Annotated in this window: 18 protein-coding genes; 5 read left to right on the top strand and 13 right to left on the bottom strand. The window is 68.6% G+C overall.

From position 1 onward, the window contains the following. Positions 1 to 21: 21 nt before the first annotated feature. From E1P53_RS15305 to E1P53_RS15295, 3 genes are all read right to left on the bottom strand, one after another. Entirely contained in the window at positions 22 to 714 is a 693-nt protein-coding gene (locus E1P53_RS15305; RefSeq protein ID WP_244941203.1) for a class I SAM-dependent methyltransferase, read from the bottom strand. 98 nt (positions 715 to 812) lie between these two features. Then, positions 813 to 1,322 carry a DUF2505 domain-containing protein gene (locus E1P53_RS15300; RefSeq protein ID WP_006899889.1) on the bottom strand — a complete coding sequence of 170 codons (510 nt, stop codon included), beginning with the start codon at positions 1,320 to 1,322 and terminating at the stop codon, positions 813 to 815. 10 nt (positions 1,323 to 1,332) lie between these two features. After that, positions 1,333 to 1,839 (bottom strand): DUF2505 domain-containing protein, encoded by a 507-nt coding sequence (locus E1P53_RS15295; protein WP_109238265.1) that lies wholly within the window; start codon positions 1,837 to 1,839, stop codon positions 1,333 to 1,335. Positions 1,840 to 1,877: 38 nt separating this feature from the next. Between E1P53_RS15295 and E1P53_RS15290 the strand changes: the two genes are divergently transcribed. Next, a complete protein-coding gene (locus E1P53_RS15290; RefSeq protein WP_131734807.1) occupies positions 1,878 to 2,984 on the top strand; it encodes a UDP-N-acetylmuramate dehydrogenase in 1,107 nt (368 codons plus the stop codon). 69 nt (positions 2,985 to 3,053) lie between these two features. Here E1P53_RS15290 and E1P53_RS15285 read toward each other — a convergent pair whose 3' ends face one another. From E1P53_RS15285 to E1P53_RS15260, 6 genes are all read right to left on the bottom strand, one after another. Then, positions 3,054 to 4,154, bottom strand: a complete 1,101-nt coding sequence (locus E1P53_RS15285; protein ID WP_131734806.1) for an alpha/beta fold hydrolase — start codon at positions 4,152 to 4,154, stop codon at positions 3,054 to 3,056. Positions 4,155 to 4,211: 57 nt separating this feature from the next. Next, positions 4,212 to 5,039 carry a MerR family transcriptional regulator gene (locus tag E1P53_RS15280; protein WP_006899893.1) on the bottom strand — a complete coding sequence of 276 codons (828 nt, stop codon included), beginning with the start codon at positions 5,037 to 5,039 and terminating at the stop codon, positions 4,212 to 4,214. Between the two features lie 6 nt (positions 5,040 to 5,045). Then, positions 5,046 to 5,342, bottom strand: a complete 297-nt coding sequence (locus tag E1P53_RS15275) for a DUF2516 family protein (protein WP_040526618.1) — start codon at positions 5,340 to 5,342, stop codon at positions 5,046 to 5,048. A 133-nt stretch (positions 5,343 to 5,475) separates the two neighbouring features. Next, entirely contained in the window at positions 5,476 to 6,834 is a 1,359-nt protein-coding gene (locus tag E1P53_RS15270) for a histone H1-like repetitive region-containing protein (protein ID WP_131734805.1), read from the bottom strand. A 68-nt stretch (positions 6,835 to 6,902) separates the two neighbouring features. Continuing rightward, positions 6,903 to 7,415: a helix-turn-helix domain-containing protein gene (locus E1P53_RS15265; RefSeq protein WP_006899896.1), complete on the bottom strand. Its 513-nt coding sequence runs from the start codon at positions 7,413 to 7,415 to the stop codon at positions 6,903 to 6,905. Between the two features lie 178 nt (positions 7,416 to 7,593). Beyond that, positions 7,594 to 8,934, bottom strand: coding sequence for a DUF445 domain-containing protein (locus E1P53_RS15260; RefSeq protein WP_131734804.1), 1,341 nt, complete (start codon positions 8,932 to 8,934; stop codon positions 7,594 to 7,596). A gap of 41 nt (positions 8,935 to 8,975) precedes the next feature. Between E1P53_RS15260 and E1P53_RS15255 the strand changes: the two genes are divergently transcribed. The 3 genes from E1P53_RS15255 to E1P53_RS15245 are packed head-to-tail and all read left to right on the top strand — an operon-like array spanning position 8,976 to position 11,486. Further along, entirely contained in the window at positions 8,976 to 9,824 is an 849-nt protein-coding gene (locus E1P53_RS15255) for a TetR/AcrR family transcriptional regulator (RefSeq protein WP_131735344.1), read from the top strand. After that, entirely contained in the window at positions 9,821 to 10,612 is a 792-nt protein-coding gene (locus E1P53_RS15250; protein WP_131734803.1) for an SDR family NAD(P)-dependent oxidoreductase, read from the top strand. The genes E1P53_RS15255 and E1P53_RS15250 overlap by 4 nt, the downstream gene beginning before the upstream one ends. A 22-nt stretch (positions 10,613 to 10,634) precedes the next feature. Beyond that, complete coding sequence (locus tag E1P53_RS15245; RefSeq protein WP_131734802.1) at positions 10,635 to 11,486, top strand: polyphosphate kinase 2 family protein; 852 nt, start codon at positions 10,635 to 10,637, stop codon at positions 11,484 to 11,486. On the opposite strand, the gene E1P53_RS15240 is transcribed toward E1P53_RS15245, so the two are convergent. Next, entirely contained in the window at positions 11,487 to 12,698 is a 1,212-nt protein-coding gene (locus E1P53_RS15240) for a benzoate/H(+) symporter BenE family transporter (protein WP_280526301.1), read from the bottom strand. It abuts the gene before it with no gap. A 42-nt stretch (positions 12,699 to 12,740) separates the two neighbouring features. On the opposite strand from E1P53_RS15240, the gene E1P53_RS15235 reads away from it, so the two are divergent. After that, on the top strand, positions 12,741 to 13,316 hold the full coding sequence (locus E1P53_RS15235) for an XRE family transcriptional regulator (protein ID WP_131734800.1): 576 nt from the start codon (positions 12,741 to 12,743) through the stop codon (positions 13,314 to 13,316). A gap of 112 nt (positions 13,317 to 13,428) precedes the next feature. Here E1P53_RS15235 and E1P53_RS15230 read toward each other — a convergent pair whose 3' ends face one another. The 3 genes from E1P53_RS15230 to aceA all read right to left on the bottom strand — a co-directional run bounded on the left by E1P53_RS15230 (position 13,429) and on the right by aceA (position 16,905). Beyond that, on the bottom strand, positions 13,429 to 14,283 hold the full coding sequence (locus E1P53_RS15230; RefSeq protein WP_131734799.1) for a heparin-binding hemagglutinin: 855 nt from the start codon (positions 14,281 to 14,283) through the stop codon (positions 13,429 to 13,431). A 275-nt stretch (positions 14,284 to 14,558) separates the two neighbouring features. Beyond that, positions 14,559 to 15,461 carry a 3-hydroxybutyryl-CoA dehydrogenase gene (locus E1P53_RS15225; protein WP_131734798.1) on the bottom strand — a complete coding sequence of 301 codons (903 nt, stop codon included), beginning with the start codon at positions 15,459 to 15,461 and terminating at the stop codon, positions 14,559 to 14,561. 148 nt (positions 15,462 to 15,609) lie between these two features. After that, complete coding sequence (gene aceA / locus E1P53_RS15220) at positions 15,610 to 16,905, bottom strand: isocitrate lyase (RefSeq protein ID WP_006899905.1); 1,296 nt, start codon at positions 16,903 to 16,905, stop codon at positions 15,610 to 15,612. Positions 16,906 to 17,172 lie beyond the last annotated feature (267 nt).

Here is a 17,172-nt window from a genome sequence, read left to right as displayed (position 1 = left end):
TACGACTCACCTGTGTCGAGGTCAGGGGGCCACCACGTCCCACGGAACGGTCAGCACGTTGTCGCTCAACCGGCGCCGCGGGACCACGCACGCGACTCCGCGATCACGCAGCAGCTCGAGCGCATGGCGCCACCGCACGCGGGGTCCGTAGGGTGCGAGCGGGGCGGCGGTGTCCCAGCACTGGTCTGCCAGTTGCAGCAGGTCGTGGATCCGCTCCCCCGCCACGTTGCGGTGGATGAGCGCCTTGGGCAGGCGCGGAGCCACGTCCGACGGCCGCTCGGAATGGGCCGGCGCCCAGCTGAGGGTCAGGCTGACCGGCCCGTTCGCGTCGAGCAGCACCCACGTACAACGACGGCCGATCTCGTCGCAGGTGCCCTCGACGATCACGCCGTCGGGATCGATGCCGGCCCGCAGCTGCGCCCAGCAGCCGGCGACCTCGGCCTCGTCGTACTGGCGGAGCACGTTGAAGGCGCGGACGACGCGGGGGCGCAGGCCCGCCAGTTCGAATCCGCCGAGGGCGAAGCGCACGCCGTCGCGCGGTTCGACGACCCGGGCGGGGTCGATCTCGAGCCCGACCATCTCGAGGTCGGGTGCGACGCGGCGGAGGCGTCCGGCCATCTCGACGGTGGTGTCGGGGCGGGCGCCGTAGCCGAGGTCTACGACGAGTGGGCGTGCGGCGTCGAGCGCGGTTTTCACGGCGGGTTCGTGCGTCATCCACCGATCCACGCGGCGCAGCCTGTTGATGTTGGTGGTTCCGCGGGTCACGCGGCCGACCGGCCCTCGCCCGGGACCTCGCCCGGCGAGGGCGGCGTTCACAGGTTCTTGTTGATCCAGTCCTTGGCATATTCGGCCTCGGCCCGGAACAGGTCGACCAGGTTGATGAGGATCATCTGCTCGAGCTTGCCGTTGACGAACGGCACGAAGACCTTGGCCTCACTGGTCCGGCGGATCGTGGCGCCCTCCTCGGTCGCGAACAGCTCCTGCCACCCGTTGAGGCTGCCCGGCCCCGCGGGGATCGACGCGCTGTAGGTCCCCTTGGTGTTGTCGGGGTCGAACGGGCCGAGCGTCTCCTCACGGGTGATGACCATGTCCTTCTTCATCACCGTCTGCGCGAGCGGGGGCAGCTGGTCGCGCCCGATCGTCTGCTTGAGGACCACCCGGATGCCGGTCTCGTCGGAGCTGAAGGAGGCGACCTCGCAGTGCGGCGAGATCATCTGGAATCCCGCCATCATGTCTTCCCAGTACTGCCGGATGCTCTGCGCTTCGTAGAGCTTCTCCGCGGGCTGAGGATAGCGAGCGGAGTAGCTGAGACGTCGTGCCATGCGAACCAGGCTACGTCAGCGGATTTTCCGTCTCCCAATCGACGGTGTGACCCCGCTCATGGTCGAGCAGGCCGGAGAGCTCGTCGATCACCGCTTTCTCGATCTTCTTGCCGAACAGCGGGAGGTTCACCGACACCTCCGCGGAGCAGTCGCTGGAGGCGGGGTCACCGCTGGTCACGATGCGTCCCGTGACGTTCACCGGCACCGGCGCGCCCTCGACGGTCGCGTGGATGTCACCCTCGATCCTGCCCTCGACCAGGCGATACGTGTTCTTTCGCGGAATCCGGAGATCGCCGGGCATCACCTTGGTGACGGCGGAGGGGAGATGATCGGCCGGGATGCCCTGGTTCATCTCGACCGAGACCGTGTCACCCTCGATGCTCACCTTCTCGACGTGACCGTGCCCGGAGTTCATCCGCTCGACCAAGTCGTGCCAGTACTGCTCCGTGGTGTAGATCTCCCACAGCCGCTGGGTCGAGAACGGGTAGGACACCGAGTGGGAAAGCTTGCTCGCCATGAGAAGAACGCTACCGCGCGCCGGTTAACGTTTAGAGCGTGACCGACACGCAGGCGCCCCGAAGCGCTCCCCTCGCCGAGCTGACCACCCTGCGGCTGGGCGGACCGGCCCGCGAGATCGTCCGTTGCGCCGACACCCGCGCCATCGTGGACGCCATCTCCGAGCTCGACGCCCGGTCCGAGCCGGTGCTCGTGATCGGCGGCGGCTCCAACCTGGTGATCGGCGACGCCGGGTTCGACGGGACCGCCGTCGTCCTGGCCAGTGACCGCATCGAGTTCGGCACGGACCGGGAGTCCGGTCGCGCCCATGTCGTCGCCGACGCCGGGGTCAACTGGGACACCCTGGTCGCCGCGACGGTCGACGCGGGCTACGGCGGACTCGAGTGCCTCTCCGGCATCCCCGGGGCCGCCGGTGCGACGCCGGTGCAGAATGTCGGCGCCTACGGCGTCGAGGTCGCCGACATCCTTCGCTCGGTCCAGGTTCTCGACCGTCGATCGGGGACGTTGCGCTGGGTCGCTCCCGCCGAGCTCGGGCTCGGCTATCGGACCAGCAACCTCAAGAACCGCGACGATTTCGTCGTCGTGGCCGTGTCCTTCTGGCTCAACGACGACCGCCGGAGCCAACCGATCCGATACCGCGAGCTGGCGTCCACCGTGGGCGTGGAGCCCGGAGAGCGGGTCGACGCGGTGACCGCGCGTGAGGCGGTGCTCGGTCTTCGGCGCAACAAGGGCATGGTCCTGGACCCCGACGACTTCGACACGTGGAGCGCCGGCTCGTTCTTCACCAACCCCATCGTCCACGGCGACGACGCGCCGGCGATCCTCGATCGCATCGCGGCGCGGGTCGGCGAGGACGTCAGCATCCCGACCTACCCGGCGGGACCGCAACCGGGCGAACCGGCAGGGGCACACGCGATCAAGCTGTCGGCGGGCTGGCTCATCGAACGCGCGGGCTTCTCCCGCGGTCACCCGGGACCCGACTCACCGGTGCGCCTGTCGACGAAACACACACTCGCACTGACCAATCGGGGATCGGCGACGACCGAGCAGTTGCTCACGCTGGCCCGACAGGTGCGCGACGGCGTGTTCGACGCCTTCGGCGTGACGTTGAAGCCCGAGCCGGTCTTCGTGAACTGCTCGCTGTAGGGCGGCGAGACCGTCTCGTGCGGCCGACCACTCGCGCCGGAGCGCGGGGTCGGCCGCGAGGAGTCACGGTCAGCCGGCCGGCCGCACGGCCTTCTCGTTGTCCGAGACCTGCTCGACGAGTTCGTCGAGCATCTCGTTGAAGCGCTCGGCGGCCTCGATGCTCGACATGTGACCGACGCCCTCGTAGACGACCATCTCACGCAGAGATCCGTTGCGGCGCAACACTTCCGCCATCTGCTCGGCATGCTTGACCGGAGTGAGCCGGTCCTCGGTGCCGACGACCACCACGGTGGGGACGGTCAGCGCCCGGAGCCCGGCGGTCACGTCGAGCTTGCCCATCGCCGCGCCCCATCCCGCGCGGGCGCGCGGCGGACAGCTGCTGACCATCTCGTCGACGAAGTCGACGTGTGATCGACGGGCGTTCGGGCCGAGGGCCATGTACTGCGCGAAGCGCACCCCGGCGGAGGTCCGGGGGATCGGCATCGGAACCGCGGTGATCGCCTTGGTCGCGAACGGTGCGAACGGCCGGGCGTAGGCGGGCAGATCGACCGGCACCAGCCCGTGGTTCTCCATGACGGCCTTCGCCGCGGTCGACACGAGCACGACCGCCGACACCCGGGTGCCGACCTTCTCCGGGTACTGCGCGGCCCACGACATAAGGGTCATGCCGCCCATGCTGTGGCCCACCAGGATCGCGCGACGGCCCGCCGGGACCGTGGCCTCGAGCACCGCGTCGAGATCCTGTCCCAGCATCGCGACCGTCGGCCGGGCGCGTCCCCGCTCGCTGCGGCCGTGTCCGCGCTGGTCGTAGACGACGACCCGGCGGTCTCCGGCCTCGGCCGTGATCAGGTGGTTGATCTGCGGATACCAGTACGCGGTGTTGCAGGTCCAGCCGTGGACCATGATGAAGATGTCGCCGGTGGGGTCGTCATCGTCGGCGCCGTAGACCTCGACGTTCAGCCCGGTTCCGTCCGGCGTGCGGACCACCCGGCGACGCGGCTCGACCGCCGGCTTCGACAGCAGCTCGTCGGGCCCGTCGTCGACGGCGATGTCGGTCCGCAACGCCTCGCGGACGATCCCGCCGAGGACGGTCCCGATGCCCACAGCGACCGCCCCGACACCGACCGCTGCCGCGATCCCGCCCGCCTTCGCCAACGACTTCGTGTTCACCGGCACTCCTCGCGCTCGGGCGGGACACACGACCCGCCCCTCGGGGGACGCGTCGAGTCAGCGTCCCGTGTCGGTGTTCAATGTACCAACGTCTGTTGTCTCATTATCGGGGTCGGTCTGTCCCGCGGGCCGGCCCCCGCTCTCGACGGGGATCGTCTCGTCGTCGCGGGCGGCGTCGAAGTACGTCGCGGCCTCGCCGATCGCCTTGGAGATCTGCTCGTCGAGAGCCTTCCGGAACGTCGTCTCGACGATGTCGTGCGCCATCGGCCGGACCGTCTGGATGAGGTCGGCCATCTTGCTGACCCCCTTCTCACCGAGGTCGGGCAGGTTCTCGTCGAAGTATTTGTCGGTGATGATCCCGACGAAGCTCTTGGCGACGTCCTCGAGGTCCTCCTGGACGCGCACCCAGCGGTCGAGCAGCAGTTCGAGGTCGACCCCGGCCTTGACCAGAACCTCGGCGCCCTCGAGGAGTTCCGGGTTCTTGATCGCGTAGTGGGTTCCGTCCTTGACCAGCAGGCCCAGCTTCTGGCTGAGCGCGATGGACCGGTCGGTGGCGTTGAGCGTCTTCTTCAGCTCGGCGATGGTGATGGTCGCCGCGCGCTTGAAATTGCGGAACCGGCCGCCCTTGGGCGAGCCGCGCAGGACCTGCTCGACGCGCATGCCGTGGTGGGCGGCGTGCAGGAGCTCGCTGATCGTCGCGAAGGTGTACCCGCGCTCGAGCATGCGGGAGATGAGGTTCAACCGGACCAGGTGCTGGTCGGAGTACCAGCCGGCGCGGCCGCGGATGGTCGGCGGCGGGAGCAACCCGCGGTCCTGGTAGACGCGGATGTTGCGAACGCTGACGCCCGACGCCTCGGCCAGGTCGTTGATCCGATACTCCGCCACCGGGGATCAGGCCCTCTTGCTGAACCAGGACTTGCCCTGGATGTCGTCGACGCGCTTGCGGACATCGACCAGGTACACGAGCATCGCGACCACCCCGACGATGTACAGCAACGACGGGGCCTGGAAGAACCAGATGAACAGCGTCGCAGCGGCCAGGATGGAAACCCAGATCACCTTGCTCTGACGGTCGACCGCAGGGAAGGCGTCCGACCGCTGGATGGCCGCGTGGATCAGACACACGACCGCCGCCACGCCCGCGACCACCGTCAGCGCCCACAGGATGAGATTCTGACCGGCCGCCATCACCGTGAAGAAGTCCACGCCCACACTGTAGTCGCGTGCGTCACGCTTGTATCAAAGCCCCGCGCCGAAGCGCCCCGGACGAGGCGCGGGCGGCGGGCCACCCGAACCACCTCCCGGCCGGCAGACGCGGTGGTCAGTCGGTCTTGGGTGCCGACTTCTTGGCAGGCGACTTCTTCGCCGGGGCCTTCTTCGCGGGCGACTTCTTGGCCGCCGTGCCCGTGGTTCCGGCCGCCTTTGCCGCCATCGTCGTGGCAGTGGTGCGCTTGGCCGGGGCGCTCTTGGCCGGCGACTTCTTGGCGGTGGCCTTCTTCCCGGCGGCCTTCTTCGCGGCCGTCTTCTTTGCAGCGGCCTTGCGTGCCGTCGCGTCGGACGCCGCGGCCTTCGACTCGCTCGCCCTCTTGACCGGGGCCTTCTTCGCCGGGGCCTTCTTGGCGGCCTCCGCGGTGGACTTGGCCGCCGCCTTCCGCGCCGGGGTCCGCTTGGCGGCCGCACGATCGGCGGCAGCCTTCACCGCGGCCGCCTTCTTGGCAGGGGCCTTCTTGGCGGGGGCCTTGGTCGCGGTCTTCTTCGCAGGCGCCGGGGAGGTCGCCGTCTTGGCGGGCGTCTTCGTCCCGGTCGTCGCCGGAGCCTCCTGCGCAGCCGTCTTCTGCGCAGTCGGCCGCTCGGCCGGGGTCTTCTGCGCAGTCGGCCGCTCGGCCGGGGCCTTCCGCGCCGGAGCATTCGGGGCCGGGGCCTTCTGCGCGGTCGACGTCGACTCCGCCGGTACCGCCTTCTTCTCTGCCGGCGCCTCCACGAGCTTCGCGGCGGCGGGCGGCTCGGGTTGGCTGCTGTCAGCGAGACCCGCGAGCCGCAGTGCGCGTTCCCCGACTGCCCGGGTCTGCTCGGAGATGGTCCCGAGCGCCTCTTCGGTCAACCCGACCGCGTCGTTGTAGACCTTCTCCAGCTTGGGCAGGTTCGCCTCGACGACGGGCTGGGACACCAGCTTCCCGACCGCCTCGTCCCGGCGCTCCGACAACGCGGTCAGCAGGCCCGCCGCGACCGCCAGATACGCCTCGGCGACCTTCCGCAGCTCCTCGGCGGAGAACCGGGCACGCAATTCCTCGATCTCCACCGGCAACTCCACCGGAAGGGTCGACAGTTTCGACTTGGCCTCTTCGAAGAGCGCGAGCGCAGTCACGAGGGCCTCGTCGATCTTCGCCTGGGCGTCGTCACGAGAACCCTGGATTCGCGCCTGGGTCTGTTCGACGGTCTCGGCGAGCTTCGCCTGCGTCTGCCCGACGGTCTCGGCAAGCCTCGACTGTGTACTCCCGACAGCCTCGGCAAGCCTCGACTGGGTGCTTTCCACAGTCTCGGCAAGCCTCGACTGGGTGCTTTCCACAGTCTCGGCAAGCCTCGACTGGGCCTGCTCGGTCGCGGCCTCACCACGTTCGCGGACCTCGGCCAGCAACGCGGCCACCTGTCCCACTGCCGCTGTCAACGGGTTATCGCTCATCCAGGTTCTCCTCGGTCGGCTCTCGACTCTGTGTGACGGATCCGGACTCATCAGCGGCTGGGGCTCAGCTACTCATGGCCGTTCGACTCGGTGGCGTTCTCCTTGCGGAAGGACTCGTAGATCTCCAGCAGCATCTGCTTCTGGCGCTCGTTGATCGAGTCATCTGCGATCAGAGCATCCCGGACCGGACTCGCGGGGCGTTCTTCGAGAATTCCGGCGCGCACATACAGCACCTCAGCGGAAACCCGTAGGCCCTTGGCGATCTGGGCGAGGACGTCCGCTGACGGCTTGCGCAGCCCGCGTTCGATCTGGCTGAGGTAGGGATTGCTCACCCCGGCACGCTCGGCGAGCTGCCGGAGGGACACCTTCGCCGCCACCCGCTGCGAGCGGATGAAGGCCCCGATGTCCTGCGCGGCGTTGGTCACCGCGTCCTGAGCCGCGTTGGCCACGGCCTCGACCGCCTCGACGGCTCCCGCGGCGGCATTCGTGTCCCCGGTGGAGGCCTCCGGCCCGGACTCGCCGGACCCGGACCCGCCGTCGACATCTGCGTCGAGGGGGGCCTCGTCCTGCTCGCGCTTCATCACGCTCCGTTCACCAGGGTCATACGCCCGCGGGCCGCCACCGGCGGGTCACCGGCCGAGCCGGTGCCGCCACCTGCGTGTCACCCACGTACTCCCAGTATCGGCGTCGGTGCTAGCACGTGCAAGCACACTGCAAATCCGCGTGCGCCACATCGGCGCTCACCTCGTGCGGGGCGTCTCAGTGGAAGATCAGCACCGAGATCGTGTGGATCGCCAGACCGGCCAGCGCGCCGACCACGGTGCCGTTGATCCGGATGAACTGCAGGTCCTGACCCACCTGGAGCTCGATCTTGCGGCTGGTGTCGTCGGCGTCCCATCCGCGCACGGTGTCGGTGATGACCGAGATGATCTCCTGCGAGTAGTTCACGGCGACATGGTGCGCAACGCGGGCCACCCAGCCGTTCATCTTCTCCTGCAGCGGACGGTCGTCCCGGATCCTGGTGGCCAGCTGGATGATCGAGTCGGCGAGGGTGTTGCGCAAGGTGCTGTTCGGGTCGTCGAGCATCTGCTCGATGACGGCCTTGCCGGTCTTCCACGCGGTCGATGCCGCGCCGGTCACCTCGTCGCGACCGATCAGCTCGGTCTTGATGTTCTCGAACCGGGCGATCATCTCAGGATCGTGCTGCAGGTCGGTGGCGAACTTCTCCACGAATTCGTGCATGGCACGGCGTAGTTCGTGGTCGGGGTTGTTCTGCACCTTGTGGGTGAACTCGACGAGTTCGCGGTGGATCTTGTCGCCGACCAGGACGTTGACGAAGCGCGGTGTCCACTGCGGACCGTCGCGGTCGACGACGCGATCGATGAGGTCCTGGCTGCCGAGGGCCCATTCGTGGGCGCGGTCGCACAGCATCTGGAAGACCGGCTCGAGCCGGTCCTCGGCGATGAGCTGCTCCAGAATCCGGCCGGTCGGTGGCGCCCACTCGGGTTCGGCGGCCCACTTGAGCGCGGCCTGGATCAGCTGCTCGACGTCCTCGTCGCGCAGCATCTCCGAGGCCAGCTGGATCGCGCGGGCCGCCTCGGCGGAGATCCGGGGAGCGTTCTTCGGGTCGGCGACCCATGTCGAGAGCCGGCGGGGCAGGTCGATCTGCTCCGCGCGTCGCACCACGACGTCGGGGGTCATGAAGTTCTCCTCGATGAACCCGCCGAGCTGATCGCCGATGTCGTCCTTCTTCTTGCGGATCAGCGCGGTGTGCGGGATCGGGATGCCCAGCGGATGCCGGAAGAGTGCGGTCACCGCGAACCAGTCGGCGAGCGCGCCGACCATCCCGGCCTCCGACGCCGCCTGCACGAACCCGACCCAGGCGGCCACGTCGTCGCCGTCACGGTGCTCGATGAAGCGGGTGAGCAGGTACACGAGGGCCGCGAAGACGAGGAAGCCGGTCGCGACCGCCTTCATCTTGCGGAGGTCCCGGCGCCGGCGGGCGTCACCGGCGGAGTCCACCCCGAATCCCGGAGAGGACGGCTGCTCTCGGGCGCCGTCCGGATGCTCGGCGACTCCCGGGGTCACTGTCGATGCCATGGCACCAGTGTCACCCATGGACCGACTACTCTGGCTGCGTGATGGTCAACCGCCCGAAACCCGCTGCCGCTGCGCGCGCCGCGATGGCGGCTGCGGCCAACGTGACGCGCGGACTCGAACAGGTGCTGACCACGGTCACCGAACCCGGGAGCAAGCCCGACGGCCGTAAGCAGCGCTGGGAGAAGCACAAGCTCGCACGTCGCACCGAACTCACCGACGGCGTGATCGCCGCGGTCCGCAATCTCGGCGCCGACGTCGGCATGGACGAGATCGCCGCGCACATCGGCGTGTCCAAGACCGTCCTCTACCGGTACTTCACCGACAAGAGCGACCTCGGTGTCGCGACCACCGTGAGGTTCTTCGAGACGACGATCTGGCCGCGACTGACCGAGGCGATCTCCGACGACCTCGACGAGTTCACGCTCACCCGCACGGTCATCGGCGTGTACGTCCACGCCGTCGACAACGAACCGAATCTCTACCGGTTCGCGCTCGCCAGCTCCCCCACGTCCTCCCCTGCCCCGGCCGAGTCGGTACGCCTGGTGTCGCAGCTGGTCATGAGCAGCATGGTGTTGCGCATGGCCGAGCGGGGCTCGGACACCACGGGCGCCGAGCTCTGGGCGAACGCCCTCGTCGGAGGCATCCAGCACGTCGTCGACTGGTGGATGACGACCCGGACGCTCGACGCCGACCAGGTCGTCGACTATCTGACGATGATGGTCTGGAGCGCGGTGGTCGGCGTCACCGCGGTCGAGGGCTCCCGCGAGGCGTTCATGGCCGCGCCGCCCCCACTGCCGGAGCCGGCCTCGGCCGACCCCGGGTCCACCGACGCCCCGTCCGCCGAGGCCCCGTCCACCCAGGCCCCGACCACCGAGAACGCCGGGTCATGACGCGCGTCGCGCTCGTGACCGGCGGCAGCCGGGGTGTCGGTTTCGGCATCGCCCGTGCGCTCGTCGACGACGGTTGGACCACGTATGTGACCTCTCGGCACGGGACCGGCCCCGACGGGGCGCTCCCCCTCGAGTGCGACCACACCGACGATGCCGCGGTGGCAGGCGTCTTCGAGCAGATCACCTCCGCGCAGGGGCGTCTCGACCTGTTGGTCAACAACGCCTGGGCGTCGCCCAAGGGTTTCGGCGGATTCTCGGATCCGTTCTGGAAGCGGCCCGTCGACGACTGGGACACCCTGATCGAGGTCGGACTGCGCGCCCACTACGTCGCCTCGGTGCATGCCGCGCGCGCGATGACCGCACAGGGCAACGGACTGATCGCCAACATCTCGTCATTCGGCTCCCGCGGGCACCTGCACTCGGTGCTCTACGGCATGAGCAAGACGGCCCTCGACAAGATGGCCGCGGACATGGCCGTCGAGCTGAACGGCACCGGCGTCACCGCTGTGTCGTTGTGGCTCGGCCTGATCCGCACCGAACTGCTGCTCTCGCTCGGCGTCGACGAGTTCGCCGGGTTCTCGCTGAAGCGCGCCGAGGACCCGGAGTTCGTAGGCCGCGTGATCTCCCGGCTCGCCGCCGACCCCGCACTGCCCGACCACAACGGACACACGCTCATCACCGCCGAACTCGGAGCGCGGTACGGGATCGTGAACAACGATGGGACGCCGCCGGATTCGCATCGCGCAGCCTTCGGCGGCGGACCGCTCTTCCCTCCCGCAGCCGAGTGACCGCAGTCAGGAGACGACACCCATGAGCCACAGCTGGACCGTTCCCGCATCGTCGGCCCTGCGCGCACGCGCCCTCGGCCCCATCGCGTCCTTCGATCCCGAATCGACCCCGGGCTTCGACGGCGACAAGGATTCCGGCACCGAGCTCCTCGCCGAGCGCGGCCGGGCCCTGGCCGATCTCCAGGAACTGCTGTATGCCAACGGCCGTTCGGGCGATCACCGCTCTGTGTTGCTGGTGTTGCAGGGCATGGACACCGCGGGCAAGGGCGGCATCGTCCGGCACGTCGGCGGTCTCGTCGATCCACAGGGCCTGTCCATCAAGGGATTCGGGAAGCCGACCCCGGAGGAGCTGCAGCACGACTTCCTGTGGCGCATCCACAAGGCCCTACCCGCTGCCGGACGGATCGGCATCTTCGACCGCTCGCACTACGAGGACGTGCTGCCCGTGCGGGTCCACGACCTGGTTCCGCGATCGGAGTGGGAGAAGCGTTACGACATCATCAACCAGTTCGAGTCCGAACTCGTCGCGAGCGGCACCACCGTCATCAAGTGCTGCCTCGTGGTGTCGAAGGACGAACAGAAGAAGCGCCTTGCCGAGCGTCTCGATCGCCCGGACAAGTACTGGAAGTACAACCCCGGCGACATCGACGAGCGCGCCCACTGGGATGACTATCTCGAGGCGTACCAGGCGATCTTCGACCTCACCGACCACGACGCCGCTCCCTGGTACGTCATCCCGGCCAACCGGAAGTGGTTCTCGCGCCTGGCAGTGTGCGAGCTGTTGATCGACGCACTCTCGGGCCTCGAACTCGACTGGCCGAAGGCCGATTTCGACGTGGAGTCGGAGAAGAAGCGGCTGGCGGCCGCGGACTGACTATCGCTTCCGCAGCAACCCGAACGCCAGCAGTCCCACCACCAGTGCCCAGAAGGCGCCGCCGATGCCGGCGAAGGTGACCCCGGCCGCGGCCGTGACGAAGGTCAGTCCGGCGGGTATCCCGAACCCCTCCTGCTCGAAGGCCCCGAGGACGGCCGAGACGAACGTGGCGAGGAGCGCCAGCCCCGCAACGGCTTCGAGCAGTCCGTCGGGGGCGATCGAGGCGACCGCCACGAGCACACCGGACAACGCGGCGAGCACGAGGTAGGTGACACCCGCCGACACACCGGCGATCCAGCGTCTCGACGTGTCGGCGCCGGCCTCCGGCCCCGCGGCGAGTGCCGCCGACAACGCCGCGAGATTGATCGCGTGGCCACCGAACGGGGCGCCGACGACCGTTCCCACACCGGTCACGAACATCGCAGGGCGCCAGGGTGTCTCGTATCCGAACGATTTCAGGACCGCGACGCCGGGCACGTTCTGCGACGCCATCGTCACGACGTAGAGCGGGATCGCGATACCGACGATCGCGGCGGCGTCGACGGTCGGGGTGGTCCACGCCGGCTCGGGCCACCACGCCTGCCCCGCCCAGCCGGCTCCCCCGTCGAGCACCACGTTCACCCCGATCACGACGAACGCGGTGACGAGCGCCGACGGCAGCGCCCATCGGGCGTTCCAGCGCATCGCGATCACCCACACGACGAGGATCGGCACAGTCGAGAACGGCTGGGCCGCAAGTGAGGTCATCGGTGCCAGACACAACGTCAGCAGAACCCCGGCCAGCATCGCCTGTGCGATCGGGGTGGGGATGCGCCCGATGAGCTCACCGAGCGCGGGAACGAGACCCGTGGCCACGATGAGCAGGCCGACGACGAGGAACGCCCCGACGGCCGCGGACCAGCTGCCCTCGTAGGAGTTCGCCATCGAGGCGAGCAGCGCGGCGCCCGGCGTCGACCACGCGAGTGTGATGGGACGCCGCGTCCGCATCGACAGGGCTATCATGCCGATCCCGAACGTGACCGTCAGTGCGAGCAGGCCCGACGCGGCCTGCACGGGCGTCGCTCCCACCGCCCTCAGCCCGGCGATCACCACGACGAACGACGACGTGAACCCGACCAGGGCCGTCACGATCCCGGCAACGATCGGCTCGCTGCGCGTCGACGGCGCGGTGCTGGTCATGCGGAGAGCATAACGGTATCGTTCCGTAAACAGAACACCATCTTCCGCGGACCACCAACCGACTCGCGAGGTGCAATGGCGACAGCCGACGAACGCCGACGCACGGTCGGCGCACGCATCACGGCGTTGCGTGAGCGACGCGGCCTGAGCCTGTCCGGACTCGCCCGCGAGGCAGGCATAGGAAAGGGCTCGTTGTCCGAACTGGAGGCCGGGCAACGCAATCCGACCCTCGACACCCTGTACGCGCTGGCCGGCCCGCTCGGCGTCCCCCTGACGGCCCTGCTCGGCGAGGACACCGGCACCGAGGGCACCAGCCCCCACCTGGCGGCGCGCCTCCTCCACGTCGAGCACCTTCCCGACGGCAGCACCACCGAGGTGTTCTGGCTCCACGTCACCCCCGGCGGCATCCGCGAGTCGCCGCCACACGGCGCCGGCGTCGTCGAACACATCCTCGTCGTCAGCGGCCATCTCGAGGGGGGCCGCGCCGGCGCGGAACTAACCGCCGGCCCCGGCGAGGCACTGCAATGGGTCTCTGACGTGCCGCATACCTACCGCAGCGACGACGGAGCGCTCGGCGTCCTCACGATCCGCTCACCGCGCGATCCCGCGATGGACCCGGGCGAACCCGGAGGCAGTAGCGGTCGCGGATGACGGGCGGTCGCGCGGCGGCCAAACGCGGACACGGGCCACGACTACGACAGCGCCCCCACCGGCAGGTGGGGGCGCTGTACGTTGTCTTCGCTGAGTTCGCTTGCGCGAACGATCAGTTGGTGGTCGCCTTCTTGGCCGGAGCCTTCTTGGCGGGCGACTTCTTGGCCGGGGCCTTCTTCACGGCCGGGACCGACTCCTCCTTGGCCGCGGCGACCTTCTTGGCCGGCGAGGCCTTGGCGGTGCGGGCCTTGGCCTCGACCTCGCCTGCGGCACCGTCGATCTCCTTGGCGACCTCGTCGGCCTGCTCCTTGAGATCCGAGCCCGCTTCGTCGATGGCGATCGCGGCGTCCTCGACCTCTTCGCTCACGCGACCGGCCAGCTTGCCGGCCTTCTCGGTGAGCTCGGCGCCGGCACCCTCGATGGCGACGGCGGCGTCGGCGACCTCATCGCTCACGCGACCGGCCAGCTTGGCGGCGCGCTCGCCCACGAGGCGGGTCTGCGACGAGACGACGCCAAGGGCGTCCTCGGTGAGGTCGACGGCCTCGTTGTAGACCTTCTCGACGCGCGAGAGGTTCTCCTGGACGACCGGCTTCTTGCGCAGGCGCTCGAGGGTGGCCTCGCCGCGCTCGGCCAGGGAGTTGTAGAGCTCGGTGGCCTTCTCCACGTAGGGATCGGCGAGCTTCTTGAGCTCCTCGGCGCTCAGCTTGCCCTTGATCTCCTCGATGTCGGTCGGGACCTCGTCCTGCAGCGACTCGATCTTGCCCTTGACCTCACCCAGACGGCTCTGAGCGGTCTCGGGCAGCTCGGTGATCAGGGTCTTGGCCTCGGCGTAGCGGGCCTGGGCGGCCTCGGCGGCGGTCTCGGTGCGATCGCGCAGTTCGGACAGCTTCTCGGTGACCTGTGCGACGGCGTAGTCACCGGCACCGACCGCGGCGTAGAGGGGTGCGTAGTTACGGGTGGTGGTCACGGGGACTCCTTCTGTTGGTCACCAATCGCGCTGCAGCACATGCGGTCTCGCTATCTCGGCATCATTGCCGGGCGCATGTCGGTCATCCGTCGGTGTTCGTGCCTCAGCGAGGCGGACCATGTCGGCGTTCCGGCTCGCCACCGCGCGAGATTGGGGAACCGCGGCGCCATCGGTATTGGTGTTTCCGTAGTCCAGTATCCACGCCGTGCTAACAAATGCAAGCATTCTGCTAACACTGTGGTTCACGTCACCGCTCGCGCCCGAGGGCGTCCACCTCAGACGTGCGCGGGCACGGCCTTTCCGGCGCCGTTGCGCTCGTATTCGTAGAAGCCCCGTCCGGCCTTCTTGCCGAGACGCCCGGATTCGACCATCTGCGCGAGCAGGGCCGGCGGCGCATAGAGGGACTCGCCGAACTCCTCGTTCATCCGCTCGGCGATCACCTTGATCGTGTCGAGACCCACCATGTCGGCGAGCTTGAGAGGACCCATCGGATGGGCACAGCCCAGGACCATCGCCTTGTCGACGTCCTCGACCGTGGCGAAGCCGCTCTCGACCATCCGGATCGCGGACAGGAGGTAGGGCACGAGGAGGGCGTTGACGACGAACCCGGACCGATCGGCCGAGTAGATCACCTGCTTGCCGAGGACGTCGTGCGCAAAGGACTCGGCACGGGCGGCCACCCCGGGAGCGGTCTCCGGAATGGTGACCAGCTCGACCAGGGGCAGCACGGGCACCGGGTTGAAGAAGTGCAGCCCGATCACGCGGGCCGGGTCGCGGGTCGCGGCGCCCAGCGTGCGAATGGGGATGGAGGAGGTGTTCGACGCGAGGATCGCGGCCGGATCGGCGACGACCTCGTCCAGACGGGTGAAGATCTCGACCTTGACGGCCTCGTCCTCGACGACGGACTCGACGACGAGATCACGGTCGGCGAAATCGCCCAGATCACAGGTGAATCGGAGACGGGCAGCGGCCTGGTCGCGCTCCCTCTCGGTCAGCTTTCCGCTCGAGACGCCGCGATCGAGCGACCCCAGGATCCGCGAGCGGCCGGCGGCGAGGCGGTCTCGCGTGGCCTCGTGGACGAGGACGTCCACCTGCGCACGCGCGCACACCTCGGCGATCCCTGCGCCCATCTGACCGGCACCGACGACGCCCACTCGGGAGATCTTCTGACTGGTCATTGTCGACTCCTGGGGAAGACGCGCGGCACCGGGAAAAGGGTGTGGAGATGAAGAGCCCGGGGTGAGCGGGTCGCGAAGACCCTGCTCACCCCGGGACATCTGTCAGCCACGAATCGAAGTCACACCAAGGTGCGACCGATGTGAGTTCCTAGTGGAACTGGCCCTCCTCGGTCGAGCCCTTGAGGGCTGCGGTCGAGGTGTTCGGGTCGACGGTGGTGGCGATGGTGTCGAAGTAGCCGGCACCGACCTCACGCTGGTGCTTGACGGCGGTGAAGCCACGCTCCTCGGCGGCCTTGAACTCGCGGTTCTGCAGGTCGACGAAGGCGGTCATCTGGTTGCGGGCGTAGCCGTAGGCCAGATCGAACATGCCGTAGTTGAGCGAGTGGAAGCCGGCCAGGGTGATGAACTGGAAGGCGAAGCCCATGGCGCCGAGCTCGTTCTGGAACTTGGCGATGGTGGCGTCGTCGAGGTGCTTGCTCCAGTTGAACGACGGGCTGCAGTTGTAGGCGAGCAGCTGGTCGGGGAACTCGGCCTTGACGGCCTCGGCGAACTTGCGGGCCAGCTCGAGATCCGGGGTGCCGGTCTCCATCCAGATCAGGTCGGCGTACGGAGCGTAGGACTTCGCACGCGCGATGCACGGCTCGATGCCGTTCTTCACGTGGTAGTAGCCCTCGGAGGTGCGCTCACCGGTGATGAACTCGCGGTCGCGCTCGTCCACATCGGAGGTGATGAGGGTCGCGGCCTCGGCGTCGGTGCGCGCGATGACGACGGTGGGGACACCGGCGACGTCGGCGGCCAGGCGAGCCGAGTTCAGGGTGCGGATGTGCTGCTGGGTCGGGATGAGCACCTTGCCACCGAGGTGACCGCACTTCTTCTCCGACGCGAGCTGATCCTCCCAGTGGGTACCGGCGGCACCCGCGGCGATCATGGCCTTCTGCAGCTCGTAGACGTTGAGGGCGCCACCGAATCCGGCCTCGCCGTCGGCGACGATCGGAACGAGCCAGTTGTCGACCGAGGTGTCACCCTCGACGCGGGCGATCTCGTCGGCGCGGAGCAGCGCGTTGTTGATGCGGCGAACGACGTTCGGAACCGAGTTCGCCGGGTACAGCGACTGGTCGGGGTAGGTGTGACCGGCGAGGTTCGCGTCACCGGCGACCTGCCAACCCGAGAGGTACACGGCCTTCAGACCGGCGCGGACCTGCTGCACGGCCTGGTTGCCGGTGAGTGCACCGAGGGCGTTGATGTAGCTGCCGTCACCCTTGGTGACGCCCTCCCACAGGATCTCGGCGCCGCGGCGGGCGAGGGTGTGCTCCTCGACGACCGAGCCCTGGAGCTCGGCGACCTGCTCGGCGGTGTAATCGCGCTTGACGTTCTTCCAGCGGGGGTTGGTGTCCCAGTCCTGCTGGATCTCCGCAGCGGTGCGGGGCTTTCCGACGTTGCTCATTGGCTACTTCGCTTTCGTTGTCCTGCTCGTCCCGCCCGATTCGGATCGGGACGACCGGCCCGGCACGACGCCAAGGCCTGGAGTGCTGACAGACATCCGACCCACCCCGGGAGCAGTTACTCGCGAGTACCGGCAACGGTGTCGGCCGGCTTTGCGAACTCTCGGGGTTGAGTCCGTGGTGCCTGAAGCAAGGGTGCCACACAACAAACCTGCAGGTCCAACACTTGTCAGATGCGAATCCAGGCCATTTTTCGACGCCTGCTTGCA

Origin of the sequence: Gordonia paraffinivorans, from assembly GCF_900683595.1 — a bacterium.
Taxonomy (GTDB): Bacteria; Actinomycetota; Actinomycetes; order Mycobacteriales; family Mycobacteriaceae; genus Gordonia; species Gordonia paraffinivorans.
The sequence above is the reverse complement of the archived record's forward strand: the minus strand, read 5'-3'. Positions and strand labels throughout refer to the sequence as shown.